Source organism: Parvivirga hydrogeniphila (genome assembly GCF_023371205.1).
Lineage (GTDB): Bacteria > Actinomycetota > Coriobacteriia > Anaerosomatales > Anaerosomataceae > Parvivirga > Parvivirga hydrogeniphila.
Genome location: NZ_JAMCCO010000001.1, coordinates 43,903 through 69,765, shown reverse-complemented (window position 1 = coordinate 69,765; position 25,863 = coordinate 43,903). Strand labels below are relative to the sequence as shown.

General features: G+C 67.6%; 23 protein-coding genes. 10 read left to right on the top strand and 13 right to left on the bottom strand.

Annotated features, from left to right (window positions below):
• Positions 1-10: 10 nt before the first annotated feature.
• Entirely contained in the window at positions 11-1,009 is a 999-nt protein-coding gene (dusB, locus tag MX659_RS00370) for a tRNA dihydrouridine synthase DusB (protein ID WP_267191508.1), read from the top strand.
• Positions 1,010-1,025: 16 nt separating this feature from the next.
• Here dusB and MX659_RS00365 read toward each other — a convergent pair whose 3' ends face one another.
• The 3 genes from MX659_RS00365 to MX659_RS00355 all read right to left on the bottom strand — a co-directional run bounded on the left by MX659_RS00365 (position 1,026) and on the right by MX659_RS00355 (position 5,497).
• On the bottom strand, positions 1,026-1,613 hold the full coding sequence (locus MX659_RS00365) for a TetR/AcrR family transcriptional regulator (protein WP_267191507.1): 588 nt from the start codon (positions 1,611-1,613) through the stop codon (positions 1,026-1,028).
• A gap of 87 nt (positions 1,614-1,700) precedes the next feature.
• On the bottom strand, positions 1,701-3,725 hold the full coding sequence (locus MX659_RS00360) for a YhgE/Pip domain-containing protein (RefSeq protein ID WP_267191506.1): 2,025 nt from the start codon (positions 3,723-3,725) through the stop codon (positions 1,701-1,703).
• A gap of 158 nt (positions 3,726-3,883) precedes the next feature.
• Entirely contained in the window at positions 3,884-5,497 is a 1,614-nt protein-coding gene (locus tag MX659_RS00355) for a SulP family inorganic anion transporter (protein WP_456154000.1), read from the bottom strand.
• Positions 5,498-5,651: 154 nt separating this feature from the next.
• Here MX659_RS00355 and MX659_RS00350 point away from each other — a divergent pair, with 154 nt between their 5' ends.
• Entirely contained in the window at positions 5,652-6,800 is a 1,149-nt protein-coding gene (locus MX659_RS00350) for a DUF362 domain-containing protein (RefSeq protein ID WP_267191504.1), read from the top strand.
• A gap of 57 nt (positions 6,801-6,857) precedes the next feature.
• On the opposite strand, the gene MX659_RS00345 is transcribed toward MX659_RS00350, so the two are convergent.
• From MX659_RS00345 to MX659_RS00320, 6 genes are all read right to left on the bottom strand, one after another.
• Positions 6,858-7,343: a hypothetical protein gene (locus MX659_RS00345; RefSeq protein ID WP_267191503.1), complete on the bottom strand. Its 486-nt coding sequence runs from the start codon at positions 7,341-7,343 to the stop codon at positions 6,858-6,860.
• 26 nt (positions 7,344-7,369) lie between these two features.
• The gene (locus MX659_RS00340; RefSeq protein WP_267191502.1) at positions 7,370-8,590 is read right to left on the bottom strand and encodes an ABC transporter permease; all 1,221 of its coding nucleotides are present in this window, start codon (positions 8,588-8,590) and stop codon (positions 7,370-7,372) included.
• A complete protein-coding gene (locus MX659_RS00335; RefSeq protein WP_267191501.1) occupies positions 8,587-9,333 on the bottom strand; it encodes an ABC transporter ATP-binding protein in 747 nt (248 codons plus the stop codon). Before MX659_RS00335 ends, MX659_RS00340 begins: the two co-directional genes overlap by 4 nt.
• Positions 9,326-10,612 (bottom strand): efflux RND transporter periplasmic adaptor subunit, encoded by a 1,287-nt coding sequence (locus MX659_RS00330; protein WP_267191500.1) that lies wholly within the window; start codon positions 10,610-10,612, stop codon positions 9,326-9,328. Before MX659_RS00330 ends, MX659_RS00335 begins: the two co-directional genes overlap by 8 nt.
• A gap of 104 nt (positions 10,613-10,716) precedes the next feature.
• Positions 10,717-11,391, bottom strand: a complete 675-nt coding sequence (locus tag MX659_RS00325) for a response regulator (RefSeq protein WP_267191499.1) — start codon at positions 11,389-11,391, stop codon at positions 10,717-10,719.
• Entirely contained in the window at positions 11,391-12,614 is a 1,224-nt protein-coding gene (locus tag MX659_RS00320) for a sensor histidine kinase (protein ID WP_267191498.1), read from the bottom strand. The genes MX659_RS00325 and MX659_RS00320 overlap by 1 nt, the downstream gene beginning before the upstream one ends.
• Before the next feature lie 471 nt (positions 12,615-13,085).
• Here MX659_RS00320 and MX659_RS00315 point away from each other — a divergent pair, with 471 nt between their 5' ends.
• The gene (locus MX659_RS00315) at positions 13,086-13,601 is read left to right on the top strand and encodes a flavodoxin domain-containing protein (protein WP_267191497.1); all 516 of its coding nucleotides are present in this window, start codon (positions 13,086-13,088) and stop codon (positions 13,599-13,601) included.
• 188 nt (positions 13,602-13,789) lie between these two features.
• Positions 13,790-14,173 carry a PAS domain-containing protein gene (locus tag MX659_RS00310; RefSeq protein WP_267191496.1) on the top strand — a complete coding sequence of 128 codons (384 nt, stop codon included), beginning with the start codon at positions 13,790-13,792 and terminating at the stop codon, positions 14,171-14,173.
• A gap of 79 nt (positions 14,174-14,252) precedes the next feature.
• On the opposite strand, the gene rbr is transcribed toward MX659_RS00310, so the two are convergent.
• A complete protein-coding gene (rbr, locus tag MX659_RS00305; RefSeq protein ID WP_267191495.1) occupies positions 14,253-14,828 on the bottom strand; it encodes a rubrerythrin in 576 nt (191 codons plus the stop codon).
• A gap of 113 nt (positions 14,829-14,941) precedes the next feature.
• Here rbr and prxU point away from each other — a divergent pair, with 113 nt between their 5' ends.
• Together prxU and purB are read left to right on the top strand one after the other, a co-directional pair.
• On the top strand, positions 14,942-15,658 hold the full coding sequence (prxU, locus tag MX659_RS00300) for a thioredoxin-dependent peroxiredoxin (RefSeq protein ID WP_267191494.1): 717 nt from the start codon (positions 14,942-14,944) through the stop codon (positions 15,656-15,658).
• Between the two features lie 426 nt (positions 15,659-16,084).
• Positions 16,085-17,425: an adenylosuccinate lyase gene (gene purB, locus MX659_RS00295; RefSeq protein ID WP_267192477.1), complete on the top strand. Its 1,341-nt coding sequence runs from the start codon at positions 16,085-16,087 to the stop codon at positions 17,423-17,425.
• Positions 17,426-17,557: 132 nt separating this feature from the next.
• On the opposite strand, the gene MX659_RS00290 is transcribed toward purB, so the two are convergent.
• Together MX659_RS00290 and MX659_RS00285 are read right to left on the bottom strand one after the other, a co-directional pair.
• Positions 17,558-18,007, bottom strand: coding sequence for a hypothetical protein (locus MX659_RS00290; RefSeq protein ID WP_267191493.1), 450 nt, complete (start codon positions 18,005-18,007; stop codon positions 17,558-17,560).
• A gap of 57 nt (positions 18,008-18,064) precedes the next feature.
• Complete coding sequence (locus MX659_RS00285; RefSeq protein ID WP_267191492.1) at positions 18,065-18,970, bottom strand: DUF1295 domain-containing protein; 906 nt, start codon at positions 18,968-18,970, stop codon at positions 18,065-18,067.
• A gap of 252 nt (positions 18,971-19,222) precedes the next feature.
• Between MX659_RS00285 and heR the strand changes: the two genes are divergently transcribed.
• Positions 19,223-19,981 (top strand): heliorhodopsin HeR, encoded by a 759-nt coding sequence (gene heR / locus MX659_RS00280; RefSeq protein ID WP_267191491.1) that lies wholly within the window; start codon positions 19,223-19,225, stop codon positions 19,979-19,981.
• Positions 19,982-20,161: 180 nt separating this feature from the next.
• On the opposite strand, the gene MX659_RS00275 is transcribed toward heR, so the two are convergent.
• Complete coding sequence (locus MX659_RS00275) at positions 20,162-20,965, bottom strand: SDR family NAD(P)-dependent oxidoreductase (protein ID WP_267191490.1); 804 nt, start codon at positions 20,963-20,965, stop codon at positions 20,162-20,164.
• A 187-nt stretch (positions 20,966-21,152) separates the two neighbouring features.
• Here MX659_RS00275 and panD point away from each other — a divergent pair, with 187 nt between their 5' ends.
• From panD to MX659_RS00260, 3 genes are all read left to right on the top strand, one after another.
• The gene (gene panD, locus MX659_RS00270) at positions 21,153-21,554 is read left to right on the top strand and encodes an aspartate 1-decarboxylase (protein WP_267191489.1); all 402 of its coding nucleotides are present in this window, start codon (positions 21,153-21,155) and stop codon (positions 21,552-21,554) included.
• 474 nt (positions 21,555-22,028) lie between these two features.
• Entirely contained in the window at positions 22,029-23,459 is a 1,431-nt protein-coding gene (locus MX659_RS00265; protein ID WP_267191488.1) for an urease accessory protein UreH domain-containing protein, read from the top strand.
• A gap of 39 nt (positions 23,460-23,498) precedes the next feature.
• Complete coding sequence (locus tag MX659_RS00260; RefSeq protein ID WP_267191487.1) at positions 23,499-25,847, top strand: heavy metal translocating P-type ATPase; 2,349 nt, start codon at positions 23,499-23,501, stop codon at positions 25,845-25,847.
• Positions 25,848-25,863 lie beyond the last annotated feature (16 nt).

Here is a 25,863-nt window from a genome sequence, read left to right as displayed (position 1 = left end):
TCATTGCCCCATGCGACCTCGACGCGACCTCGTCCCCGTCCTCCGCGAAGCGCTCGTCGTGCTCGGTCCGATGGCCGGCGTGACCGAGGCGCCCTTCCGCGCGATCTGCAAGCGCATGGGAGCTGGCCTCACCTACACCGAGATGGTGAGCGCCAAGGGGCTGCACTACAACCCGCAGGCAGCCGCTGCGCGGGCGCTCTTGTCCTTCGCGCCCGATGAGACGCCGGTGGCTGTGCAGCTCTTCGGGTCTGAGCCGGAGATGATGGCCGAGCAGGCCGCACGGCTCGTCGAGCGGTACGGCGAGGCGATCGCATTCATCGACATCAACATGGGCTGTCCGGTCGGGAAGGTCGTCCGCAAAGGCGAGGGGTGCGCGCTCATGCGCGATGTCCATCGCGCCGCCGCCATCGTCAAGGCGGTGAGCACGGCGGTGCCGGTCCCGGTCACCGCCAAGTTCCGGAAGGGGTGGTCGGAGAGCGAAGCCAACGCGGTCGAGTTCGCGCAGGCGCTCGAAGAGGCGGGCGCGGCCGCGCTCGCGGTGCACGGGCGGACGCGCGAGCAGTTCTACTCCGGGCGCGCCGATTGGGATGTCATCGCCGCGGTGAAGCAAGCGGTCGGCGTCCCTGTGATAGGGTCTGGCGACGTGTTCACGGCAGACGACGCGCTCGAGATGCTCGACCGCACCGGCGTCGATGCCGTCATGATCGCCCGCGGCGCGCAAGGCAACCCGTGGATCTTCTCGCAAGCGCGGGCGCTCATCGAGCGCGGCGAGCGCGTCTGCGGTCCTGGTTGGCTCGAACGCATCGACCTGGCGGCCGAGCACGCTGAAGCGCTCGTGGCGTTCGCAGGCGAGCGCGCCTTCACGCGGATGCGCAAGCACGTGGCGTGGTACGTGCGCGAGATGCCGGGCGCCGCGCGTTTCCGCGAGCTCGTGAACCACGCGCGGAGCCACGCCGAGCTGATGGCGCTGCTCGCCGAGTACCGGGAGTGGATCGCGCGCCTGGCCTGACGCTGCGCTTGCCCGCCTACGGCCGCACGGCCGCTGAGGCGAGCGAGTCGATCTGCGAGGCCACGAACTCGAGCGGTCGCTCGGGGTAGAACACGAGCCAGTCCAGCGCCACCGTGACGGTCATCCCGAACAGGGCAGACGCGGTGAAGTCCGGGTCGAGGTCGTCCCGGAACGCGCCGTTCGAGATGCCGTCGGCGACGGCGTCTCGCAGGCAACCGAGGATGGACCTGCGGAGCATCACGAGCGAGTCGCGCCACACGCGCTCCTCACGCCACAGCTCCGTCACCAGGATCTTCGCGAACTCGCGGTTGTCGCGGATCCATCCGAGCTCCGCGCGCACGAGGGCGGCGATCCGGGAGCTCGGGGAGCCTCCGCCCTTCGCGATTGCACGGAAGTCCTCGGCGAGCGGGGTGAGCTGCGACTCGATCATCGCTTCGACGAGCTCGGACTTGCCGGAGGGGAAGTGGTAGTAGACGGTGCCCTTGGCCACGCCCGCCCGTTCCACGATCTCGTCGACCGTGGTCGCGCTCACGCCTTTCTCGGCGATGAGCTCGAGTGCGGCGCGGAACATCCGCTCCCGCGTGCTTGGCGACCCTGCTCGCACGGTTGCTCCTCTCGTGATCGCGTCTCGATTCTACTCGACAATCGCGGCGCGGGTGCGCGCGACCGCACGCACCCGCACTCCTTCTTCCTAGAGCTCGAGCGCCGGATGCAGCCGCTCGGCGTCCCAGCTCCGTGCTCGCCACGCGGTGATCGCCGTGAGGAGCAGGCCGAGCACGAGGAACACCCCGAGCATGCGCGCGTTGGCGGCGAGGGCGCTCGCGTCTGCGTCGGAGATCGCCTGCCGCAGGCCGGCGACCACGTACGTCATCGGCAGGTACGGGTTGATGGCCTGGAAGAACGGCGGCACTACCTCAAGCGGGAAGGTGCCTGCCGACGAGGTGAGCTGGAGCATCAGCAGCACGATGGACGCGAACTTGCCCACCGGTCCGAACGCCGCGCTCAACCACTGGATGATCGCGAGGAACGTGAGCGACGACAGCACCGCGAAGGCGTACAGCGCGACCACGTGGCGAGGATGCAGCCCGAGCGCGCCCCTGAGCACGGCCAGCATGACCGTGGTCTGCGCGACGCCCATGAGCGCGGCAGGCCAGAAGCCCGCGAGCGCGGCAACCAGCGGATTGCGCCGCTCCTCGATGGCGCGTGCAGGGAGCGGGTGCGCCACGAAGAACGCCATGAGCGCGCCGACCCAGAGCGCAAGCGGGATGAAGTACGGCGAGAACCCCGTGCCGTAGTTCGGCACCGGGTCGATCCGCTCCGTCTCGAGGCGGACGGGATCGGCCATGAGCGTCGCCTTCTCTTCGCGCGACCGCTCGTCGTAGGCGGGCATCTCTGACGCGCCGTCTGCGAGGCGGTCGGCCAGCTCGGCCGAGCCGTCCACCGCAGGCGTCAGCCCGGATGCGAGGGAGTGCGTGCCCGCGCTCAGGCGCGATAGCCCTGCTGTGAGGTCGCGCGCGCCTGATGCGGCGGCGCCGCTCCCGCCGGCAAGCTTGACTGCGCCTGCGTCCAGCGCAGCGGCGGCAGACGCGGCCTTGTCCATGCCAGCGGCCAGCGCGCTCGTTCCGGCAGCGAGGTCTGACGCGCCTGACGCGAGGTCGTGCGCGCCGGCTGCAAGCGCAGGGATCTGCGTGGCTGCCTGACCGAGGCCCTCGGCGAGCGATGCCGCTCCGGCAGAGGTGGCCTTGGCGGTGCCGAGCGCCTGCGCGAAGGCCGGGTCGGATGCCGCGTCAGGATGGGTCTCGGCGTACGCCTGCAGCAGCGCGACCGTCCCGGCCGCGCCCTGGGAGACCTGCTTCGCACCGTCGATGGCAGGGGCGAGCTGCCCGGTGGCCTGCTCGACGCCGGCCGAGAGCGCGGCCGTCCCGTCGCGAAGCGCCTGTGCGCCCGCGTCGACCTGGCGCGCTCCTGCTTCGAGCTGCGCGAGCGCCTGGGAAAGCTCGCCCGCGCCGCGGGCGAGCTTGTCGGTGCCGTCCGCAAGCGCCGCAAGGCCGCCGTGCAGACGCTCGGCGCCTTTTCGCGCCGAGTCCGCTCCAGAGGCGAGCTTCCGCGCCCCGTCTGTCGCCTCGACCAGGCCGTCAGAGAGCCGGCGAGCGCCGGAGGCAGCGTCGTCGAGCCCGTCTTTCACGTCAGAGAAGGCGACGAAGATCTGCTCGAGGTACGAACGCGAAGCGCTGGCGCTCGCTGAGGCCCGGACCTCCTGGAACACGCGGTCGCCGATCTGGGCGGCGAGCAGGTTCGCCGACTCGTGTGCCTGCACGGTGAGCGTAGCGGGAGACGACTCGCTTCCCTCCACCGAGGCGAGGCGCTCGCTGAAGTCCCCCGGGATCGTGAGCGACAGGTAGTACCGGCCGTCGGCGAGCCCCTCGTGCGCTTCTTCGGCAGACACGACGTGCCAATCGAAGGTCTTGCGCTTGAGAAGCTCACGCACGAGGTCGTTGCCGGCGCTGATCACGCGGTCGTCGGCGCGGGCCGGCCGATCGAGGTTCACGAGCGCGACGGGCAGCGAGTCGAGCCTGTCGTATGGGTCCCAGAACGCCCAGAGGTACAACGCGCCGTACAGAAGCGGCACGAGCGCGATCACCAGTGTGGCGAGCCGAACCTTCCTGTCGGTGAGCGCGCGCTTGACCTCAGCACGCGCGATTGCGAGCGATTGCATGGCGAACTCCTTCCTAGCCGTCCATGAGCGCAACAAGACTGACTAGTCAGTATAGTACCAGACCATACGGATGCAAGCCCCGGTGTTGCCGTGGGTTCAGGCGGACGGTTCAGGAAGCGGTGCTCGCGAGTTGGGGAGGGGGCGCAGCCAGCGCGACGCTACGCGCGGTTGGAAGCGGGCGTGCCGGCACGAGGGCCATCGCCGGCGACGTACGCCAGTGCCTCCGTAAGCGACGCCGTTGCGGGAAGCTCGATCCCGGCGAGCACGCCTGCGCGCTCGATGCGTTCGGCCACGGCCGGCGAGGCCTCTGCGATGGCGATGCGCACGTGGTGCTTCTGGAGCCTCGTGAGCGCCTCCTTCAGCGCCACCAGCGCCGTGAGGTCGACGAACGGGACGTTCGTCATGCTGATGATGACGCCGCGAGGCTCGGTGTTGGTGTGCAGCAAGGCCGCCTCGAACTGCTCGATGGCGCCGAAGAAGAACGGGCCGTCGATCGTGTACACGATCACGTCCTCGGGGACGTCCAGCTGCCCAGGGATCTCGCAGGCAAGCGCCGCCTCCACCGCGCTCACGTCGACCGCCTGCGTCATGCGCCGGAAGAAGTTGAGGAGCGCGAGCACCACGCCGACTTCGACGGCGGTCACGAGGTCCGTGAAGACGGCAAGGACGAGCGTTATGAGCATCACGCCGGCATCGGAGGCCGGCGCCGTGCGAGCGACGCGAACGACGCGGCCCAAGTCGCTCATGTTGTAGGCGACGACGAAGAGGATGGCGGCCAGAGCGGACAGCGGGACCCACGAAGCCAGCGGAGCCAAGACGAGCAACACCATCGCTACGGTCGCAGCGTGCACCATCCCCGCGAGCGGGCTGTTTCCGCCATGTCTCACGCTGGTAGCGGTTCTCGCGAGCGCGCCTGTCGCTGGGATCCCGCCGACGAGGCCAGCCAGGACGTTGCCGATGCCCTGGCCGATGAGCTCCTGGTTGGGGTCGTGCCTCGTGTGGGCCATGCCATCGGCCACGGTCGCCGAGAGCAGCGATTCGATAGCGCCGAGAAGCGCGATGGCGAAAGCCGGCCGGATGAGCTCCGTGACTTCAGCGAGGCTCAGCTTCGGCAAGGTCACAGAGGGCAGGCCGCGCGGGATGCCGCCGAACGCGCTACCGATCGTCGCGACGCTCTCGGGCCGAGCGATCGCCACGAAGACGGTCGCACCCACGAGCGCCACCAGGGGGCTTGGAATCACATTGAGCTTCGGTGTGCGCGGCCAGAGCACCACGACCGCGAGGGACGCGAGGCCGAGCAGCGTCGTTGCAGGGTCGAGCTGCGAAAGGTGCGCCGCCAAGAAGGCGAGCTTCTCGAGGAAGCGGTCGCCTGCCGGTGCAGGCAGGCCGAAGAAGTTCGACCACTGGCCGACGAAGATCACCACGGCGATGCCTGCAGTGAAGCCCATGATCACGGACTCAGGGACGTAGCGGATGACGCCGCCCAATCGCGCAGTGCCGAACAGGATCAGCAGCAGGCCAGCGATGATGGCCGAGATCGCCAGGCCGGCGGTTCCGTAGCGAGCGGACACGCCAGCGAGCAGCACGACGAACGCTCCCGTGGGGCCAGCGATCTGCACGCGGCTCCCGCCGAACAGCGTGACTGCAATGCCCGCGAACACGGCGGTGTACAGCCCCTGCTCGGGCCGGGCGCCGCTTGCTATCGCAAAGGCCATCGCGAGCGGTATCGCGACGATTCCCACGATGATGCCCGCGATCACGTTGCGTGCGATGAGGTCCTTTCGAAACAGGTGCGCGCGGACGGCCTCGACGATCGCTGGCACGGGTCTCCTTCGGGCGGGGGTCGGGAAGCCGATTCTAGCACCTGCCCCGAGCGTGCTGCGTTACGATTGGGTAGCACGCACCCTGCGATGGATGGGAGTCGAGATGACGTCGCGCGTCGCGCTCGTTCGCTGCGGGTCGTACGACGAAGCCGAGGTGCAAGAGGCCGTCGACAGGGCTCTTGCGCTGCTCGGCGGTGCTGGAAGCTTCGTGCGAAGCGGGGAGCGCATCCTGCTCAAGCCGAACCTGCTCGTCGGCGCGGCTCCGTCAGATGCGGTGACCACCCATCCGGCCGTGTTCGCGGCGGTGACCCGGGCGCTCAAGGATGCGGGCGCGACACTGAGTTATGGCGACTCTCCCGGGTTCGGCTCGACAGCGGGAGCCGCGAAGAAGGCGGGGATCGCGGAGGTCGCGGAACGCCTCGGGATCGAGCTCGCCGACTTCTCCGACGGGCGGCAGGTCTCATTCAAGGACGGCCGCTTCATCAAGCAGTTCTTCCTCGCCAACGGCGTGCTCGATGCAGACGGCGTCGTGTCGCTGCCGAAGTTCAAGACCCACGGGCTCACGCGCATCACCGGCGCGGTGAAGAACCAGTTCGGATGTGTGGTGGGGATGCGCAAGGGGGAGTGGCACGCGCGGATGCCCGACGTCGACCGGTTCTGCCAGATGCTCGTCGATCTCAACCGCGCGATCGCGCCTCGGCTGTTCGTCTGCGACGCCGTCGTCGCGATGGAGGGCAACGGCCCGCGCTCAGGCGACCCGCGCCAGGTCGGCGCGATCATCGCCTCCGAAGACCCCGTGGCGCTCGATGCGACGCTCGCGCGCATCGCTGCGCTCGACCCCGGGCTCGTCGGCACTGTCCGGTACGGCGAGGAGTTCGGGCTCGGCACGGCGAGCGACGTCGAGATCGTCGGGGACGCGCTCGAGGCGTTCGTGCTCGCTGACTTCAAGGTCAACCGCAGCCCCGCCAAGACGACCGGCTCGGACAAGGGGCCGGTCAAGCTCATCCGACGCTTTGCGGTGCCTCGCCCCGTGATTCGGCCCGAGCGCTGCACGGCGTGCGGGACCTGCGTCTCGGTGTGCCCGGTCGACCCGAAGGCGGTGGACTGGGCGACGCCCGGGGGCGCTTCGGCCAAGCGCCCGCCGCGCCATGACTACTCCAGGTGTATCCGGTGCTACTGCTGCCAGGAGATGTGCCCCGAGGGCGCCATCGAGGTCGAGGTGCCCCCGCTCGGCCGGCTCATCCACCGGTGAGGGTCGAGAGCGAGCCCGAAGCGGGCCTTTGCCGGGCCGCTCGCCGGGCATCGGCGGCTACTTCGCGAGCACGACGACGAGCTTGGCGGTAGCGACATCGCCCGAGGAGTCCGGCTGCGCGAGCACCATCACGTGCGACCCGGCTTGGAGCGTCTGGGCGCCCTTCTGGTACGCGACGACGGTCGTGCTGTCGGTGTACAAGGTCTGCGAGCCGCCTGCTGTCGTCTTGAGTGTGATCGAGCCGCCGTCGGTCTCGATCACGGTCCCCTCGGTCGTTCCGCCGCGCGGGCCGCGGAAGGCCCCGTCCGTTCCGAGCGCAGGCATGGTGCTGCCGAACTTCTGCTCGAAGAACTGCTGACGCTCTTCGTCCGTCATCGTTCGCAGCTTCGCGCGCTCTTCGTCGGTGAGCTGGGCCATCGGCCCGTCCGACCGGGCTTGGGACTCCGCAGAGGACGGCTTGAGGACCCAAGCGGCTGCGAATCCGGCTCCTGCGCTGAGGACGAGAACGAGGGCAATCACGGCGGCGAGCTTCTTGGCGGGCATCAGGTGCGCTCCTTCCGGTCGTGGCATCACTGGTAACGCAAGGCTTCGATCGGGCTCAGTCGCGCTGCCCGTCGTGCGGGGTAGTAGCCGAACGCGACGCCGATGAAGGCGCACACGCCTGCCGCGAGCAACACTGCGTCGACCGTGACGATCGCGGTGATCCCGAGGAAGCGGCCGGCGATTGCGCCGATGCCCCAGCCTGCGAGGATCCCGATGACGCCCCCAGCGAACGTCAGCGCGATCGACTCGGCAAGGAACTGCGCGGAGATCGCTCCACTGTCCGCGCCGAGGGCCTTCCGAAGGCCGATCTCGCGCGTCCGCTCCGTCACAGTCGTCAGCATCATGTTCATGATGCCGACGCCGCCGACCACGAGGGATATGCCGGCGATAGCGGCGAGCAGCGCGGTCATGATCCCGGTGACGCTGGAGGCCGTCTGCAAGATGTCCTGCATCGACATGATGCGGAAGTCTGCAGCGCTCGAATCGGTGATGCCGTGGCGCGAGAGCAGGAGCGCTTCGATTGCTGCTTTGGCGGCGTCCACATCTCCCTGGCTGGTGGCACGCACGATGATCGAGCCAACGTGCTCGTCGCTCGTGACGTAACGCTGCAGCGTCGAGAATGGGACGATCATCGAGGAGTCCACGTTCGAGAACCCGGAGGCGCCCTTCTCCTCGAGCACCCCGATGATCGTGAGGATCATCGAGCCGCTGCGTATCGTGCGGCCCACCGGGTCCACGCCCTCGCCGAACAGGTCGGTGGCGAGCGTCGAGCCGAGGACGGCCACCTGCGATGCGCGTCGCTCGTTCTGCTCGGCGAGGAACGACCCCGAGGCCACGACGAGGTTCTGCGCCTCCGCGTACGCCGGCGTCGTACCGATGAGCGTGGCGTTCGCGTTGGTCTTGCCCGCGATGACTTGCCCCTGGCTCTGCGCCACCGGCGCGACGATGCGGACGGGCGCGAGCGACGCGATCGCTTCGGCGTCCTCGATCGTGAGTGACTTGACGGAGCTCGCGGACATGCGGGCGCCGGGGGCGAAGCCGCCGCCTGCCGCCGGCATGACGGTGAGCAGGTCGGCGCCTACCGAGCTGATGCTCGCGGTGATGGACGCCTGGCTGCCCCTGCCGATCGAGAGCATGCCGATGACAGACGCGATGCCGACGACGATGCCGAGGACGGTGAGCGCGCTGCGGACCTTGTTGGCGGCGATTGCGTGCAACGTTTCGGCGATGAGGTCCGTAAGACTCATTTCGACGCACCTCCTGGAATCGCATCCTCGTATCGGCGCACGTTCGCGGCGTCCGAGGCGGCGTCCTCCACGATCCTGCCGTCGAGCATCCGCACGATGCGGCGGGTCTTGGCGGCGATGTCCGGTTCGTGCGTGATGAGCACGACGGTCCTGCCTTGCCTGTTGAGCTCAGCGAACAGCGCCATCACCGCGTCCCCGGAAGCAGTGTCGAGGTTGCCGGTGGGCTCGTCGGCGAGCAGCAGCAGGGGGTCGTTCACCAGCGCCCGGGCGATCGCGACGCGCTGCATCTGGCCGCCAGAGAGCTGGTTCGACGTGTGGGTCCACAAGGACTCGTCGTCGAGCCCCACGCAGCGGAGCGCCGCTGCTGCGCGGTCCTCGCGCTCGTCGCGCGGCACACGCGTGTAGATCATCGGCAGCATGACGTTGCGCAGGACGCTTGCGCGGGCAAGCAGGTTGAATGACTGGAACACGAACCCGATCTGCTTTCTCCTGACCTCGGCGAGCTCGTAGTCGTCGAGCGTCAAGACGTCGGTGCCGGCGAGCCGGTAGCTGCCCGAGGTGGGGACGTCGAGGCAGCCCAAGATGTGCATGAGGGTGGACTTGCCGGATCCCGAGGGCCCCATCACGGCCACGAACTCCCCGGATGCGACGCGAAAGCTCACACCGCGCAACGCAACCGTCTCGGCTCCCGAGCTGTCGTAGACCTTGACGAGGTCACGGGCGTCGATGAGCGGATCAGTCACGCGGACTGCCTCCGCCCATGCCGGGCATCATGAAGCCGCCCGAACGGTTCTGGGTGGCGCTCGAGTTCGACGTGCTGCTGTCGATCGTCTGCGTCACGATGGCGTCTCCCACGTTCAGCCCCGACAGGATCTGCGTGTAGCTGTCATTCGCAAGGCCGGTGGTTACGGTCACCTGCTCGGGCTCGTGCGACCCGGCGCGCAGGACGAGGACGTACGACGCACCGTCAGGCGCGCTCTTCACGGCGGCGTTCGGCACCAAGAGCGCGTTACGGGCGATGTCGGTCACGATCTTCGCCGTGGCCGACATGCCTTCTCTCAAGCGCGGGTCGGCGATGTCAAGCGAGACCCACACATCGAAGGTGACCACCCCGGACGTCGAACTGCCCGTATCCGCGATCTTGTAGACCTTGCCGGTTGCTGTCACCTCCGGCAACGCATCGAAGGCGATCTGGGCGCGCTGCCCGATCCGGAGCGACGGCACGTCGGCCTCGCTCACGAGGAGGTGCACCGCGAGGGGCTGGCTCGGAGCGATGACGACGGGAGCGCCAGACTCTGAGGAGGAGGCGCCGGCGGTTGCGGACTGCCCGGAGGAGGCGAAGCCTGAGGACGCCGCCGCCGAGCCGCCGCCGGTCGACTGCGAGACCGCGTCGCCTGCCGAGACGTTCAGCTCCCACACGATGCCCGAGCACGGCGCCTTCACGAGGAGCTTCCCCTCGGCGGCCCGGGCGTTGTCGTACTCGATCGCGGCGGTGGAACGCGACGCCTTGGCCGCCGCGAGCTGCGCTTTGGCGGCTGCGAGCTTGGCTTCGGCGAGTGCGACGTCCTCCGACGTGACCGTCGAGGAAGGCAGCTCGCTTCTATCCTCGAGCGCAGCGAGTTCGTTGCCGGCCTGCGTGACCTGCAGCGAGGCCTGCGCGACCTGCTGCTCGGCTTGTCTGAGCGACGCGAGCGCCTTGGCCGTGGCGGCTTTCGCGGTGCTGGCGTCCAGGCGGAAGAGCACCGTTCCGGTCGTCACCTTGTCGCCGTGCTCGACGGCCACAGAGGCCACGGTGCCCGACGTCGCCGGGTACACCTCCACCGCGCCGTCGACCTCGAGGTTGCCGGTTCCCGAGACCGTCACCGACAGCGTGCCTTTCGTCGCGGTCGCGGTGGTGTACGAGACGGTATCGGCTTTGGGACGTGAGCTGGCATATGCCAAGTACGCACCGGCTCCGACCACGAGGAGCGCGCTGAGCGCGATCCATCCCTTGTGGCGTCGCAGCCTCTTCGAAAGCGCCATGCCGCACCTCCCGTGTGCTTGGTGTCCCACGAAGAAGCGTAGGGCGGTCGCGCGGCGCCGTCATCCGCCGTGAGGAGCGATTGCAGATACTCCTGCGGGAGTACTCAGTCTTCGTGCGACGCAGGCACGACGAGGCCGCACTCGTACGCGATCACGACCAGTTGTGCACGGTCGTGCGCATCGAGCTTCGTCATGATGCGCGACACGTGCGTCTTGGCGGTGGCGGGGCTGATGTGAAGTCGGCCCGCGATCTCATCGTTCGAGAGCCCTTGCGCCACCAGGGCCAGGATCTCGCGCTCGCGTTCGGTCAAGGCGTCGAGCTCCTCCGGCCGCGCACGTCTGACCTCAGGGCGCGAAGCGAACTCGCGGATGAGCCGCCGCGTGACACCAGGCGACAGCAGCGCGTCGCCTGAGGCGATCACGCGCACAGCGTGCGCGAGCTGCTCGGGCTCGATGTCTTTCAGGATGAACCCGCTTGCGCCGGCCCGTATGGCTTCGTACACGTACTCGTCCGCATCGAAGGTGGTGAGCATCAGCACGCGCGACGGGTGCGGCTGCGCGCTTGCGAGGATGTGATGGGCTGCCTCGAGGCCGTCCATGACGGGCATCCGGATGTCCATGAGCACGACGTCGGGGGCCAGATCGGAGGCGAGCTCGACCGCGCGTTCGCCGTCCTCGGCTTCCCCGACGACCTCGATGTCTTCGTACGACTCGAGCAGCACCCGGAAGCCTGCGCGCACGAGCGCCTGGTCGTCGACGATGAGGACCCGGATGGCCATCACTCGCTCCTGACGAACGGGATGGACGCGAAGACCCGGAACCCGCCGTCGATACGGGGTCCCGCCTCGAACACGCCACCGAGCGCCTCGGCCCGCTCCCGCATACCGCGGATGCCGTGCCCGGGTTCGAACGGAGCGGCGGCTCCGGTGCCGCCGTCGACCACCTCAACCGTGACCTCATTGGGTGTGACCATCACTGTCACAGCCGCTGCGCTCGCGTGAGCGTGCCGTACGACGTTGGTGAGCGACTCCTGTGCGATGCGGTACGCGGAGACCGACGCGAACGCGGGGACGCGCACCGTGTCTCCGGCCACCCGGAGGTCCACCGCCAGGCCGGCTGCGCGCACGCGCTCAACCAGGTGATCGAGGGCGGCGAGGCCTTGGGCGGGCTCGAGCGGCGCGTTCGGCTCTCCCGTCCGCAGCACCCCGAGCGTGGAGCGGAGCTCCGAGAGCGCTTGCTTGCTCGCGCTTCGAACGTGGTCGATTGACTCACGCGCCCTGGCCGGATCTTTGTCGAGCATCGCTGAGGCCGCGCTCGCCTGCACGGCGATAATCGACAGCGAGTGCGCGACCGCGTCGTGAATCTCGCGAGCAATCCGCACGCGCTCCTCATCGACCCGGCGCAGCGCTTCCTCCTCGCGGGTCCGCTCGGCGAGCTCAGCGCGCCGCTCGACCTCTGCGATGTACTTGCGCCGGTTGCGTTCGGCCTCACCGAGCAGCGCCGCTGCCGCGAGCATCACGAACGTCCCGGCCGCCTCTGCCACCCAGCGGACGCTCGATGAGAACGCGAAGGCGACGACCGCCAACAGTGTTCCTGCGACGAGCAGCGCGATCAGGCTTCCGCGGCGCCGGGAGGTGTAGGCGGCGTATGAATACATGGCGAGCATCGGTCCGAACGTGACCGGTGCGGGCGCAAGGCCGCGGGTGAGCTGGTAGGCGAGTGCACCACCGGTGCTGAGCACGAGCGCGAGCCACGGAACCGTGCGGCGGGCGGCGAGCGGCATGAACGTGAGCGCCGCGAGCGCGTAGGCCACGAAAGCGGGCGGCCGGGCTTGTTCGGGGCTCAACGCGAAGTTCGGCACCGGAGGCAGGTGCTGTGGGCGCGCGTGCGAGAAGAACGCGATGACGAGCCACACCGACACGGTTAGGGCGGTCGCGACCGTCGCGTCGACAAGGAGCGGGTCGGCGCGCCGGAGGCGCCCACTGATGGAGGCTGCGTCCATGAGCACATCATATCGTCGCCCGCCGTGCCCGCGAAAGCGACGGGCGGGGTATCTGCGCATACCACCTGAAGCGTACGCCGTGACGCCCGCTCCGGCAGGCGGGTGCCGCCGGCACGAAAGGCGCTCGACTTAGCGATTATCGTGCCGCTGGCTCTCGTCGCCGCAGCGTTGCTGTGGCGGCGTAGCCCGGCAGGCTACCTGCTCGTGCCGGTGCTCTCGACGAAGGGCTCCACCATGGCCCAGGCCATCTGCGCGATACTCATCAGCGCCCGGCGCACCGAAGGCATCCTGGAGGTTGCGCCTCTCGTGGCGTTCGGCATCATTGCCGTCGTGTCTGGTGCCCCCGATCGGCCGGCTCATCCACCGGTAAGGGAGGCGGCAGCTTCCGCAGGCGCGAAGGGCGAAAGCTCCTACGCTCCTCAAGGTTGCCGACCGGCGCAGAAGCGTGCGTCTCGATGAGGAAGGTGCGACATGGGCGAACAGAAGCGCTGTCTCGTGGTGTACGCGACCGGCTCAGGCTGTACGGAGGACGTGGCGAGATGGATCGCCGAGGAGCTGGAAGCGAACGGCGTGACGGCAGACGTCCGTCCAGCCGACGATGATCCAGCGTGCGCAGGCTACGACGCGGCGATCGTCGGCAGCGGGGTACGCGCCGGCGCCTGGCACAAGCAGGCCAGGCGGTGGGTCGTGCGGAACGCCGAGGCCCTGCGCACGATGCCCGTGGCCTTCTTCACCGTCGGTCTGAAGATGGCCGAATCGGAGAAGAACGCTGCCGAGGTGCGCGGGTACACTGACGCCCTCATCCAGCAGATCGGCCTGTCGCCCGTCGAGATCGGGCTGTTTGCCGGCTGGAGCCAGATGAAGCGCTTCACGCTCCCCGAGCGGCTCGTGCTCAAAGCGCTCAAAGCGCCGGACGGCGACTTCCGCGACGAGGCCGCGGTGCGTGCGTGGACATCCGGGCTGCTTGATCGCTTAGGGATGCTCTGAGCCCTCGGCGCTTCTAGGAGACGGCCTCGGTTTCGCCGGAGGCGATGAAGAACAGGGCCGCGCTCGACAGCGAGACGGGGGGAGCCCGCGCAACCACAGTCCGAGAGAAGAAGCGCTCGCATGATGACTGGGTGTTATCATGTGTGAACGACTCACGAGCGAGACCCGCGACAGTTCGGAGGGCGCACATGCGCGACTACAGCCCGATAGACGCGATCTCCGAGATCCTCGCTGACGTTCCTGACCTCGTGTTCGTCTTCACACCGGATGGCCGCTACCTGTACGTGAACAACGCGGCGGCCGCGTTCCTCGGCGACGACCCCGTCCAAGTCATCGGCAGCCACTGGCGGGACCTCGCGTATCCCGCCGAGGTGATGGAACCGCTCCAGGCGTGGATCGAACAGGTGGCACAGACGTGCGAAGCCGCGCGCTACACGCACACGACCTCCGAGCAGCGGGGAAGCCGGCTCATGGACGTCTCGCTCACCCCCCTCAAGTGCGAGGACGGCGATGTATACGGCGTCCTTTTGATCGCTCACGACGTCACTGACCACGTGAAAGGTGCGTCCTGAGCCTCTGCTGCGGTGCGGCGCAACGCGAAGCGCCCCGGCCTGGCCGGGGCGCTTCCTTCGTCAGCGCGATCTTCTCTGCTCAGTAGTTCTCGCACCACAGCTCGTAGTACGCCTGCGGGTGCTTGCAGGCAGGGCACTCCAGCGGGACCTCGGCGCCTTCGTACACGTAGCCGCAGTTGCGACACTTCCAGTACACGACGCCGTCTTTCTTGAACACCGTGTAGCCGTTGACGTTGTCCAGGAGCTTCCGGTATCGACGCTCGTGGTAGGACTCCACCTTCGCGATCTCCCGGAACGAGGCGGCGATCTCCGGGAATCCTTCCTCCTCGGCGACGCGTGCGAACTCCGGGTAGAGCGTGCCCCACTCCATGAGCTCGCCTTCGGCGGCAGCGAGCAGGTTCTCGGCGGTGGTGCCGATGACGCCGGCCGGGTAGGAGGCCGTGATCTCGACGTCGCCGCCCTCGAGGTACTTGAAGAAGACCTTGGCGTGCTCTTTCTCGTTGTCTGCGGTCTCGGTGAAGATCGCGGATATCTGCTCGAAGCCCTCCTTCTTGGCAACGCTTGCGAAGTACGTGTACCGCATGCGGGCCTGGCTTTCGCCGGCGAACGCCTTCAAGAGGTTCTGCTCGGTTCTCGTGCCCTTGATGCTCGGCATAGAGCCTCCGTTCGTCGTGTTGGCCTGAAGAGATGTGCAGGGTATATACCCGCTTGCACGTATCCATCCTGCGTCACACGGCGACGGCTCGAGCTCGATGAAAGGAGGATGCTGTGGCAGACGATGTCGTGGGATGTGCGCGTCCTACAGGATCAGTCGTTGGAGCGGAGCCGAAAAGCGTGGAAGGTCAACCATCTGATGAGAAGCGTCAGGAGGCGGCAGTGAGCAGCATCATGGTCGGTCGGAATGCGCCAGACTTCGTGGCTCCTGCATACCATAAGGGTTCGTTCAAGCAGGTGAAGCTCTCGGACTACCTTGGCAAGTGGGTCGTCTTGTGCTTCTATCCCGGCGACTTCACGTTCGTCTGACCGACCGAGATCTCTGCGGTCGCAGCCAAGTACGGCGAGTTCCAGGCCCTCGGCGTCGAGGTCATGGCCGTGAGTGTGGACTCGCAGTTCGTGCACAAGATCTGGGACGAACAAGAGCTCTCGAAGATGATCGAGGGCGGCATCCCGTTCCCGATGATCGCGGACGCCGCCGGCCATCTCGGGAAAGCCTACGGCGTGTACGACGACGAGGCGGGCGTCAACGTCCGCGGCCGATTCATCATCGACCCCGACGGTGTCGTGCAGGCAATGGAAGTGCTGACGCCACCGGTCGGCCGCAGGGTGGACGAGACGCTCCGGCAGATAAAGGCATTCCAGCACGTGCGCGAAACGAAAGGCGCCGAGGTGACCCCGTCCGGGTGGGAGCCCGGCAAGAAGGTCCTCAAGCCCGGTCCGGACTTGGTGGGTCGCGTGTGGGAGGTCTGGAAGCCCGGCGACGAGTAAAACATGGTACAGCCCAGGGGCCCCGCGCCGGCTCTGCGATACTGGCGCGGGGCCTCTCAGTTTCCCAAGGGCTCGACGGCCGGGAGGGAGGAGCGCACCGTGGCCTTTGACGCGCACACGGGACCACCCATCGAGCCGCTGAAGAACGGCCCGCTTGTGTACCGCAGGAGGATCGACGCCCAGGATCTTGCGCCGCTCTTGGCCGACGACCGCTCCGACATCGCGTGCAGCGAGACGGCGGTGCTCGGCCGGTGTGGAGCGTCGCACAACAAGCCTTCTGCGACGGCAAGCACTGGGACGTCGGCTTCGTCGAAGGCGAGAAACCGACCACGCGCTGAGGCGTTCTCGCGTGACCCCGGCGGCCCGGTCGGCGATAATGCGCATCGGAGCCATGCGCTGCACGCCGACTCGACGAAGGAGCCGACGATGATCGAACGCTACACGCGCCCCGAGATGGGCCGCATCTGGTCGCTCGAGAACAAGTTCGAGATCTGGAAGCGCATCGAGATCCTGGCGTGCGAGGCGCTTGCCGAGATCGGCATCGTCCCCCCTCACGACCTCGCCGTCATCCGCGAGAAGGCGGCGTTCGACGTAGCGCGCATCGAGGAGATCGAGCGCACCACGAACCACGACGTCATCGCGTTCCTCACGAACATGGCCGAGCACATCGACGCCGGCCTGGGCCCGGAAGATCCCAAACCGAGCCGCTGGGTGCACTATGGCATGACCTCGTCGGATCTCGGCGACACCGCGCTGTGCGTCCAGATGACGCAGGCCCAAGACATCATCATCGAAGACGTCAGGCGCCTCGGGCGCATCTGCAAGCGCCGCGCGCTGGAGTTCCGCGACACGGTGTGCGTCGGGCGCACCCACGGCATCCATGCTGAGCCGATGCTGTTCGGCCAGAAGTGGGCGAGCTGGGCGTGGATGCTCAAGCGCGCCGAGAGCAGGCTTATCGCCACACGCCAGTACTCCTGTGCGTGGGGCGCGATCTCTGGTGCCGTCGGCTCGTACAGCAACATCGACCCGTTCGTGGAGTCGTACGTGTGCGAGAAGCTGGGGCTCGCTCCCGATCCGTGTTCGACGCAGGTGATCGCGCGGGACAGGCACGCGCACGTGCTCGCCGTGCTCGCCACAGTCGCGGCCACCGCCGAAGCCATCGCGACCGAGGTCCGTGCGCTCCAGAAGACCGACACGATCGAGGTCGAAGAGCCGTTCGCTGAGGGCCAGAAGGGCTCCTCGGCCATGCCGCACAAGCGCAATCCCATCACCGCCGAGCGCGTCTGCGGGCTCGCGCGCGTGGTGAAGGCGAACGCGCAGGTCGGCTTCGACAACGTGGCGCTGTGGCACGAGCGCGACATCTCGCACTCGAGCGCGGAGCGCGTCGTGCTGGTCGACTCGTTCATCGCGCTCGACTACCTGCTCGACAAGCTGGCCTGGATCTTGGACGGACTGCGCGTCTATCCCGACAACATGCGCGCGAACCTGGAGAAGACGCGAGGGCTCATCTACTCCTCACGCGTGCTGCTGGCGCTCGTCGACGCGGGTATGAAGCGCGAGGATGCGTACGCTATCGTGCAGCGCAACGCGATGCGCGTGTGGGACGACATCCAGCACGCGCGAAGCGGACCGAGCTTCCGTGAGATGCTCGAGTCCGACACCGACTGCGTGCTCAGCCCAGACCAGCTTGACGCCATCTTCGATCCCCGTGCGTTCCTGAAGCGCGCAGGCGTGATCTTCGAGCGGCTGGAGGCGCTGGAGTTCTGATCCGGCAGGCCTCCGGTCGGTGCACGCTTGTGAGTTCGGTCCGCGGCGTGGAGCGCGATCCTGCCGGAAAGAGCGGGCCGCCCGGCACATCCGCCAGAGCGGCCCGCACTGTCGTGAGAACGGTGCTTCAGGTCACTGGACGTCGATGAAGATGGGATTCGAATAGAACCACAGGTCCGCGAACGCCTTGGCTCCGTCGTTCGTGCCGACAAGGTCGTCGATCAAGGGGTTGCCCTGAGCGTCCGTCTCGTTCGGAACGTCGAGGCCGAGGTTGGTGCCTCTCAGGCGGAGGTAGCAGTCGTGATCGACGTTCGTCAGCACGTACGAGACCGTGTGCCACGTCCCCTTGTTCGGCTGCCCGGCCCAGTCGGGGGACGAGAAGCGGGCGATGACGGCCGTCGTCGTGTTGACCTCGCTCTGGTACTCGGGAGTGCCAGGGAGGGCCTTGGGGCCCACGAGGCCCTTGATCAAGTCGATGTGATCGACCTTCGGAGCGTCACCGTTGGTGTTCTCCATCGGCACGTGGAAGCGGATGGACACGCGCACGTTCGAGCCAGGGCGAACCCGGAGCGTCTCGCCCATCGTGGCGGTGCGCAGCCCATTCTGCGTGCCGAAGCGCAGGCTGTCGATCAGGAGTTGCTATCTGGTTGCACGGCCGGGCCGGGTGCGTCCGCGCTTCCGCGGAGGAAGCGGCATGAGCACGGAGGTGCGCGTCTTGTACTCCTCGTAGTCGTCTTGCCCGCCCCAGCGCTCGTCGGCCTGGCGTTCGAGGATCGGCACGCCGCTTATGCGCGTGATGAGCAGGAAGACGAACAGCGGGGAGACGAGCGTCGCGAGCTGCCATCCGCGCAGGGCGGGGAAGGCGATCAGCGCCACGCCCGTCCACAGTGTGATCTCGCCGAAGTAGTTCGGGTGGCGTGACCACGACCACAGGCCGGTGCGGATGAATCGGCCCTTGTTCGCGGGGTCGGCCCGGAACCGGCTCTTCTGAGTGTCCGCGACAGCTTCGATCACGAAACCGGCAAGCCATACGGCAAGTCCGACAGCGGCCCAGGCATCCAAGGGGGACCGCGTCGTCGAGCTGATAGCGGCCAGGGCGGCTCCGGCGGTCAAGGTGATCCACAGCCCCTGGATGGTCCAGGCGTTGAGGTACTTCACGAACGAGGTCTTGATTTCCTCGAAACGGCTGTCCTTGCCTGCCCTGAGCACCCGTCTGAACAAGAAGAACCCGAGACGGCCAGCCCACACGATCACGAGCGCGGCGAGCAGAAGCGACCGTGCGTCGAGCGGCCTGCTGAGCAACGCCGTCAGGACCGTAACCACGATGTAGGTGAGGCTGCCAGCGAGGTCGTAGAAGCGCTCGGTCTGCATGAGGTACGCGGGCACGAACGCCGCGATCTGCACCAAGAAGGCCAGGGCGACCGCCACGGCGAACACGGGGATCTGGCCGATGCGCGCGCTGCCCTGGGAACCGGCCCAGGCCACTGCGGCCGCGATGGCGATCGTTGCGGGGGTCGCGAGTACCTCTGACGGCTTCAGCTTCATGGGGCTCCTTCGATCAAGCGGTCGTGCGTCCGGCGGTCACCGGTCGTGTCGTATGTTCCCCATTGGTGCATCATGCTCGTGCGTGCGCCCCTCCGCCGAAAGCGTCGCGAGGCGAATCCGAGGTTTCCATTCGCTCGGTGAAGCCCGAAACGGGAATAGATGGAAGCGTGCGCCTGCAAGGTCGCGTTGGATGCAGGCGCGGCGCCCACCAACGCGAGGTGCGGCCGCACCTGACACGACAAAGGAGCGTCCATGAGCGACACAGAATCCCGGTTCAAGCGGCTCAGGCTCTACAACCTCGTCATGGGCTTCTTCCACCTGGCCCAGGGTCTGGCCATCGTGGTGATGACTCGCTCGTACAAGGTGGCGGTCACCGCGTCGTGGCTCGACACGCGGCCCGGCTCGGGCGTGTTCAGCCAGCCGAAGCTCTACTTCGAGTACGAGCTCGGATATGCAGTTGCGCTCTTCCTGTTCATGTCGGCGCTCGCCCACTTCGTCATCGCCGGGCCAGCATTCAGGGGGTACGTCGATGGCTTGAAGAAGAGCCACAACTACTACCGCTGGATCGAGTACGCCTTCAGCTCCTCGCTCATGGTCGTGCTGATCGCATCGATCACCGGCATCACCGACATCGCCGCACTCACGGCCATCGCGGGTGTGAACGCGTCGATGATCCTCTTCGGCTGGCTGATGGAGAAGTACGAGCAGCCCGGGAAGCCGGACTGGACGCCGTTCATCTTCGGGTGCATCGCGGGCATCTTCCCGTGGATGGCGATCGCGGTGTACCTGTGGGGGCCGGGTGCAAGCGACCTGACGCCCTCGTTCGTGTACTGGATCTTCGTCTCGATCTTCTTGTTCTTCAACAGCTTCGCCCTCAACCAGTTCTTGCAGTACAAGCAGGTCGGGAAGTGGAAGGACTACCTGTTCGGCGAGTCCGCATACGTGTTCTTGAGCCTCGCGGCGAAGTCGCTGCTCGCCTGGCTCGTGTTCGCGAACGTGCTGGTGCCGTAAGACGCCAGCGGGACTCGGATAGAAGGTGCGACTCTCAGCGGGGCCTGGTTCGGTGCTGTCATGTGCGGGAGGCTGCTGCGCGGGCAGGCCGATCCATGCCCCGCGATGAACCGCTCGCGATGATCCATGGGCGCATGCCGAGTGCTGTGGCGCTCGTTCAGGCGCGGGGCTCTGGCGTGCTTACCCCAGCAGCGAGCGCATCTGCTTGTAGATGATCGCCGCGGCGCGCTCCGGCATCAGGCGGTATAGGCGGTCCATCATCTTCGCATCGCTCCCGATCAAGACGCGGTAGGCGTCGTTCTCCATGCCGTCGAGGATGGTGCGGGCAGCCTCCTGCGGCGAGGTGGTCTTGATCTTCGGGGCCTTTGCCTCAGCGCTCGCAGGAGCCTCCACTCCCGAGTGCTTGGAGATGTCGGTGGCGATCGCCCCGGGGAAGACGACGGTGACCGAGACGGTGGTGGCGGTCAGCTCCGAGTGCAGCCCCTCGGTCAGCAGCTTCACCGCCGCTTTCGACGCGCCGTAGACCGTCTGCCCGGGCACAGGCAGGAAGCCTCCCATGCTCGAGACGTTGACGATGTGCGCTGCGGGCCGCTTGAGCAGATGGGGCAGGAATGTCTTGGTCATGTACATGACGCCCCAGAAGTTGACGTTCATGACGCGCTCGATGGCGCCGTAGTCCAAGTCGTTGAGCTTCACGAACGGCTGGATGATGCCTGCGCAGTTGATGATCCCGTCGATCTGGCCGTGTGCTGCGATGATCGCGTCCGGCAATGCTTCGATGGCCGCCCTATCGGTGACGTTCACGACGTGGGTGGAGAGCCGCTCTGCCCGGGAGCCTGCGAGCCGGACGGTCTCCTGAAGCGCCTCCGCGCTGATGTCGAGCGCGGCCACGCGGGCTCCCCGGTCCAAGAGCTGCAGCACCAACTCGCGCCCGATGCCGTTGCCTCCGCCCGTGACCGCGATCGTCTTGCCTGAGACCCGCATCCCGTCCTCCCTTCCTGGTTGTCGGACCCAGCGGGGCCCGCCTCGCAATGAAGCGGTCGCTCCCGTTCGCTAGTGTAGTCCTCCGGGCGTTCGGCTGCAGCGTGCGAGCGGCTCAGGTATTCTTCCTCTGCACACCACAGGCCAGGGCTCGACCGCGCCGCGGCGGGCACCAGGAAGGGAGCAGAGCATGCTTCGAACGATGCTCGGAGGAAAGATCCATCGCGTCACAGTCACGGAAGCGAACGTGCAGTACGAGGGCAGCATCACCGTGGACGAAGGCCTGCTCGAGGCTGCCGGGATGCTGGTCGGCGAGGCAGTGGAGATCTGGGACGTCACGAACGGCGCTCGTCTGCGCACCTACACGATCGCGGGGCCGCGCGGTTCGGGCGTCGTGTGCGTCAACGGTGCAGCGGCACATCTGGTCGAAGCGGGAGACACCGTGATCATCGCGAACTTCGTGATGCTGGACGACGCAGAGGCGCGCGTTTGGTCGCCGAAAGTGGTGTTCGTCGACGAGCGCAATCGCGTGACGCAGGTCCGCACGGAGAGCGTGCAGGTTGGCACGCAGTTTGCGGATTCCACGTCGTGATGCCTGGTCACCGAACACGCTCGCATGCGGCAGCAGTGCTCGTCTTAGCGGCGCTGCTCGTTTCCGTCGTCGTCCCGATATGCACGATGCCGGAGTGCAACGGGCCCGCGTGCTCGCATCCGTCAGCGCCGTCTGAGCGGGCGAGCAGCCGATTCAAGAGCGCGTGCGGCCAGGGTGCCGACGACCGCGCCGGAGGGCCATCGTGCGACGAGAGCGTCATGCGGCACGAGCAGCCGGCGGTGTCGGTGTCGAACGCACGCGTCGACGGCCCCCGATGGTCGGTCGCGACCTGCGCGGCGCCGCATGCTCTTGCTGCGCTCGAGCGCGCCGTGCCCTTCGCGCAGCGCACCGACGCGCCGCCATCTCCACCTCCGGATCCGCGCTTCTGTCGTCTTGTGATCTGATAGCTCCTCCTCTGCGTGCCGCGCTTCGTGAGTGCGGGAATACGGCCTGTCTCTTTCCAGAGGAGGAAGCATGAATCTGTTCTGGCCCATGGTGGGCATCGGACTCGCCACGAGCGTGCACTGCGTGGCGATGTGCGGTCCGCTCGTGCTCACCTATGCTGTGCGGGGCGCCGACGGCGCGAGCGGCGTGGGACGCCTCGTACCTCACGTCGTGTACCAATCTGCACGCTTGACCAGCTACGTCCTGGTCGGCCTTCTGATGGGCTCCATCGGAGGGCTGTTGGGGCTCGGCCGCTTCCGCGGGTGGGTCACCGTCGCGGCCGGGATCATCATGGTGTTGCTCGGTCTCCAGATGACGGGCAAGTTCCCGGCGTTGACCCGGCTCGTGCCGCGCATGCCCAGACCGCTCATGAACGCGCTCGGCCGGCTCCGTCGCACCAGCAGGAGCGGTGGGACCGAGACGAGCCTGGCCACGCCGGCGGTGTTCGGGCTGATGACGGGGCTCATGCCGTGCGGTCCGCTGCTCTCGGCGCAGATCGCGGCCGCAGGTGCGGGCTCGGCGGCGGGCGGCGCGCTTGCGATGCTCGGCTTCGGACTGGGAACGATGCCCCTGATGCTCGGCTTCGGAGCGGCATCAGGGCTGCTCTCCGCGCAGTTCAAGCGCAGGATGATGGCGTTCGCCGCCGTGCTGGTCGCGGTGCTCGGGCTCGTGATGCTGGACCGAGGGCTCAATCTGATCGGCTCGCCGGTGTCGTTCTCGCGAATCGCGAGCGCGGTGACCGGACCGAGCTCGTCGAGCAGCACCTACGCAGTCGCAGCCGACGGTGTGGCCGAAGTGTCGCTGGTGATCGAGAACGTGCAGTTCAAGCCCCAGACCATCGAGGTGCCTGCAGGCAGGCCGGTGCGGCTCGTCGTCGACCGGCGAGAGGACAACGCATGCTCGGCCCAGCTCGCAGTGCCGCAGGCCGGGGTGCTGGTGGACCTCGCCGCCTTCAGCACCACGACGGTCGACCTCCCCGCGCTGCCCGAAGGGACGTACACCCTCACGTGCGGGATGGGCATGATGAGCGGCGAGATCCGTGCGGTTCCGACGGGCGGAGCTGCGTCGCGCGGCGGCAACGGCGGCCGGACGTCCGTGACGGCGGACGCGGCCGGCTCGCCAGCCGGCTCGTCGTACTCGTGCGCGTGCTGCGGAGGCGGCGCGAGCGGGCCGTCGGTGACCGGCACGGCCACGATAGACGCCGGAGTGCAGCGCATCACCATCGACACCTCGTCGGGACGCTACGTGCCCGACATCGTGGTGCTCAAGCGCGGCGTGCCGGCCGAGATCACCTTCACGCAGTCCACGGGCTGTCTTTCGGTGGTCGAGATACCGGATCTCGGTATCGCTCGCGACCTGACCGAGGGGCCCGTGACCATCACGCTTCCAGCGTTGGAGCCGGGCGAGATCGGGTTCAACTGCGGGATGCGCATGGTGTTCGGGAAGATAGTGGTTCAGTGAGATCAGTGGGCGAGAGCCCACCTGTGAATGGAGGAACCGGTGGAAGAGCCGAGATCTGATGCGACGAGCGAAAAGGAGCAGGTGGCTGAGGAGGCCGCATTCGCCCTCACCGGGATGACCTGTGCCGCGTGCGCTGCCGTGATAGAGAAGACGGTGAGCAGACTGCCGGGCGTCGAGGCCGTGAACGTCAACCTGGCGAGCGAGAAGATGACCGCGTCGTTCGACCCGGCCGTCGTGGCCGTGCGCGAGATCGTCGAGGCGGTGGAGCGGGCCGGGTACGGCGCCGCGCCCTTGGAAGAGGCGTCCTCGGCGCCAGGGGCGGTATCCGAAGCAGAAGACGTCCAGCGCGCGGCCCAGCGAGAGCACGAGCGCCGCCAGCAGCGGTTGTTGGTGTTCTCGGCAGCGCTCTCGGTGCCGCTGTTCTTGATCTCCATGGTGCCGCCGTTCATGGAGACCGTCCCCAGAGCGCTGGCCGCGCTGCTCGAACGCGTATTCGGCGGCATGTGGGACCCCATGATGGTGGCCAAGTACCTGGGCTTCGTCCTCGCGACCCCGGTCCAGCTCATCGCCGGCCGGCAGTTCTACCGCGGCTTCTGGCACGCGCTCAAGCAGCGGACCGGCAACATGGACACGCTCATCGCTATCGGCACGAGCGCGGCCTACCTCTACTCGACGGCTGCGACGTTCGTGCCAGCGCTCGAGAACGAGCCAGTGTTCTTCGAGACCGCAGCGCTGCTCATCACCTTCGTGCTGCTCGGGAAGCTCCTCGAAGCGCGGGCGAAGGGCCGGACGGGCAATGCCATCCGCAAACTGATGGGTCTTCAGGCCAAGACCGCAAGGGTCGTGCGAGACGGCGCGGAAGTCGACCTGCCGATCGAGCAGGTCGTCCCCGGCGACCTCATCGTGGTGCGGCCGGGCGAGAAGGTCCCGGTGGACGGCGTGGTCGTGGAGGGGCGTTCGTCAGTGGACGAGTCGATGCTCACTGGCGAATCGATCCCCGTCGAGAAGAACCCCGGGGACGCGGTGATCGGCGCCACGGTGAACAAGCTGGGGTCGTTCACGATGCGTGCCACCAAGGTCGGTCGTGACACGATGCTTGCGCAGATCGTGCGCCTCGTGGAGCAGGCGCAAGGCTCGAAAGCGCCCGTGCAGCGGTTCGCCGACCGCATCTCCGCGATCTTCGTGCCTGCGGTGCTCGCTGCCGCGGCGATGACCTTCCTGGTGTGGCTGCTGATCGTGCCGCGCTTCGCGGACCCCGGCCTGTACGCGGAGGTCACGCCGTTCGTCAAGGCGCTCCTTGCGGGCACAGCGGTCGTCGTCATCGCGTGCCCGTGCGCCTTGGGGCTGGCGACACCGACCGCCATCATGGTCGGCACCGGGAAGGGCGCCGAGCTCGGGGTGCTGTTCAAGACCGCCGAGGCGCTCGAGCGCTTGGAGAAGGTGGACGCGGTCGTCTTCGACAAGACGGGCACTCTCACGCTCGGCAAGCCGCAGGTCACCCGGACGCTCGCATTCGGCATCAGCGACGACGAGCTGCTTCGGCTCGCTGCGTCATTGGAGCGCGCCTCCGAACACCCCTTGGCCGATGCGGTGGTGGAACGAGCGCGCTCGCGTGGGCTTGCTCTCGACAAGCCGGACTCGTTCGAGGCTGTCCCAGGGCGGGGGGTGGCTGGCTCCGTGGAGGGCGTGCGCGTCGTGTGCGGCACGCGGAAGCTGCTCGCAGAGGAGGGCATCGACCTTTCGCGGGCTGAGGCGAGCGTGGAGGCGTTCGAGGACAGCGGCGAGACCGTCCTTCTCGTGGCGGTCGACGGACGCCTGGCAGGGCTGATCGCTGTCGCGGACACCATCAAGCCGGAGAGCCGCGAGGTCGTCCGGTTGCTCGAAAGCTCAGGCCGCGAGGTCTACATGATCACCGGTGACAACGCTCGCACTGCCCGCGCGATCGCCGAGCAGGCAGGCATCGACCCGAAGCGTGTGCTCGCCGAGGTCATGCCGGAGCGCAAGGCGAGCGAGGTCGCCAGGCTGCAGGACGAAGGCCGCGTGGTGGCGATGGTCGGGGACGGCATCAACGACACCCCCGCTCTGGCGCAAGCGGACGTGGGCATCGCGATGGGGGCCGGAACTGACGTCGCGCTCGAAGCGGGCGATGTGGTGCTGGTCCGAAACGACCTGCGCGACGTGGTGTCAGCCTTCGAGCTTTCCAAGGCGACGATGCGGAAGATCCGGCAGAACTTCGTCTGGGCGCTGGGGTACAACACGCTCGGCATTCCGGTAGCGGCACTGGGTCTGCTGCGGCCCGAGATCGCAGGCGCTGCGATGGCGCTCTCGAGCGTCAGCGTGGTGACGAGCTCGCTCATGCTGAAGCGGTTCAAGCCGAGCGTCCGGTAGGCAACGAGGGGCGGCC

What these genes read in the sequence shown, in the direction of transcription:
- MX659_RS00340 (WP_267191502.1), bottom strand. Translation starts at nt 8,590, where the DNA reads ATGAGTCTTACGGACCTCATCGCCGAAACGTTGCACGCAATCGCCGCC.
- rbr (WP_267191495.1), bottom strand. Translation starts at nt 14,828, where the DNA reads ATGCCGAGCATCAAGGGCACGAGAACCGAGCAGAACCTCTTGAAGGCG.
- dusB (WP_267191508.1), top strand. Translation starts at nt 11, where the DNA reads ATGCGACCTCGACGCGACCTCGTCCCCGTCCTCCGCGAAGCGCTCGTC.
- MX659_RS00325 (WP_267191499.1), bottom strand. Translation starts at nt 11,391, where the DNA reads ATGGCCATCCGGGTCCTCATCGTCGACGACCAGGCGCTCGTGCGCGCA.
- MX659_RS00350 (WP_267191504.1), top strand. Translation starts at nt 5,652, where the DNA reads ATGACGTCGCGCGTCGCGCTCGTTCGCTGCGGGTCGTACGACGAAGCC.
- panD (WP_267191489.1), top strand. Translation starts at nt 21,153, where the DNA reads ATGCTTCGAACGATGCTCGGAGGAAAGATCCATCGCGTCACAGTCACG.
- purB (WP_267192477.1), top strand. Translation starts at nt 16,085, where the DNA reads ATGATCGAACGCTACACGCGCCCCGAGATGGGCCGCATCTGGTCGCTC.
- heR (WP_267191491.1), top strand. Translation starts at nt 19,223, where the DNA reads ATGAGCGACACAGAATCCCGGTTCAAGCGGCTCAGGCTCTACAACCTC.
- MX659_RS00360 (WP_267191506.1), bottom strand. Translation starts at nt 3,725, where the DNA reads ATGCAATCGCTCGCAATCGCGCGTGCTGAGGTCAAGCGCGCGCTCACC.
- MX659_RS00265 (WP_267191488.1), top strand. Translation starts at nt 22,029, where the DNA reads ATGAATCTGTTCTGGCCCATGGTGGGCATCGGACTCGCCACGAGCGTG.
- MX659_RS00310 (WP_267191496.1), top strand. Translation starts at nt 13,790, where the DNA reads ATGCGCGACTACAGCCCGATAGACGCGATCTCCGAGATCCTCGCTGAC.
- MX659_RS00285 (WP_267191492.1), bottom strand. Translation starts at nt 18,970, where the DNA reads ATGAAGCTGAAGCCGTCAGAGGTACTCGCGACCCCCGCAACGATCGCC.
- MX659_RS00330 (WP_267191500.1), bottom strand. Translation starts at nt 10,612, where the DNA reads ATGGCGCTTTCGAAGAGGCTGCGACGCCACAAGGGATGGATCGCGCTC.
- MX659_RS00290 (WP_267191493.1), bottom strand. Translation starts at nt 18,007, where the DNA reads ATGGGCGAGACGCTCCGGGTTCGCCCTGGCTCGAACGTGCGCGTGTCC.
- MX659_RS00315 (WP_267191497.1), top strand. Translation starts at nt 13,086, where the DNA reads ATGGGCGAACAGAAGCGCTGTCTCGTGGTGTACGCGACCGGCTCAGGC.
- MX659_RS00275 (WP_267191490.1), bottom strand. Translation starts at nt 20,965, where the DNA reads ATGCGGGTCTCAGGCAAGACGATCGCGGTCACGGGCGGAGGCAACGGC.
- MX659_RS00320 (WP_267191498.1), bottom strand. Translation starts at nt 12,614, where the DNA reads ATGGACGCAGCCTCCATCAGTGGGCGCCTCCGGCGCGCCGACCCGCTC.
- MX659_RS00345 (WP_267191503.1), bottom strand. Translation starts at nt 7,343, where the DNA reads ATGCCCGCCAAGAAGCTCGCCGCCGTGATTGCCCTCGTTCTCGTCCTC.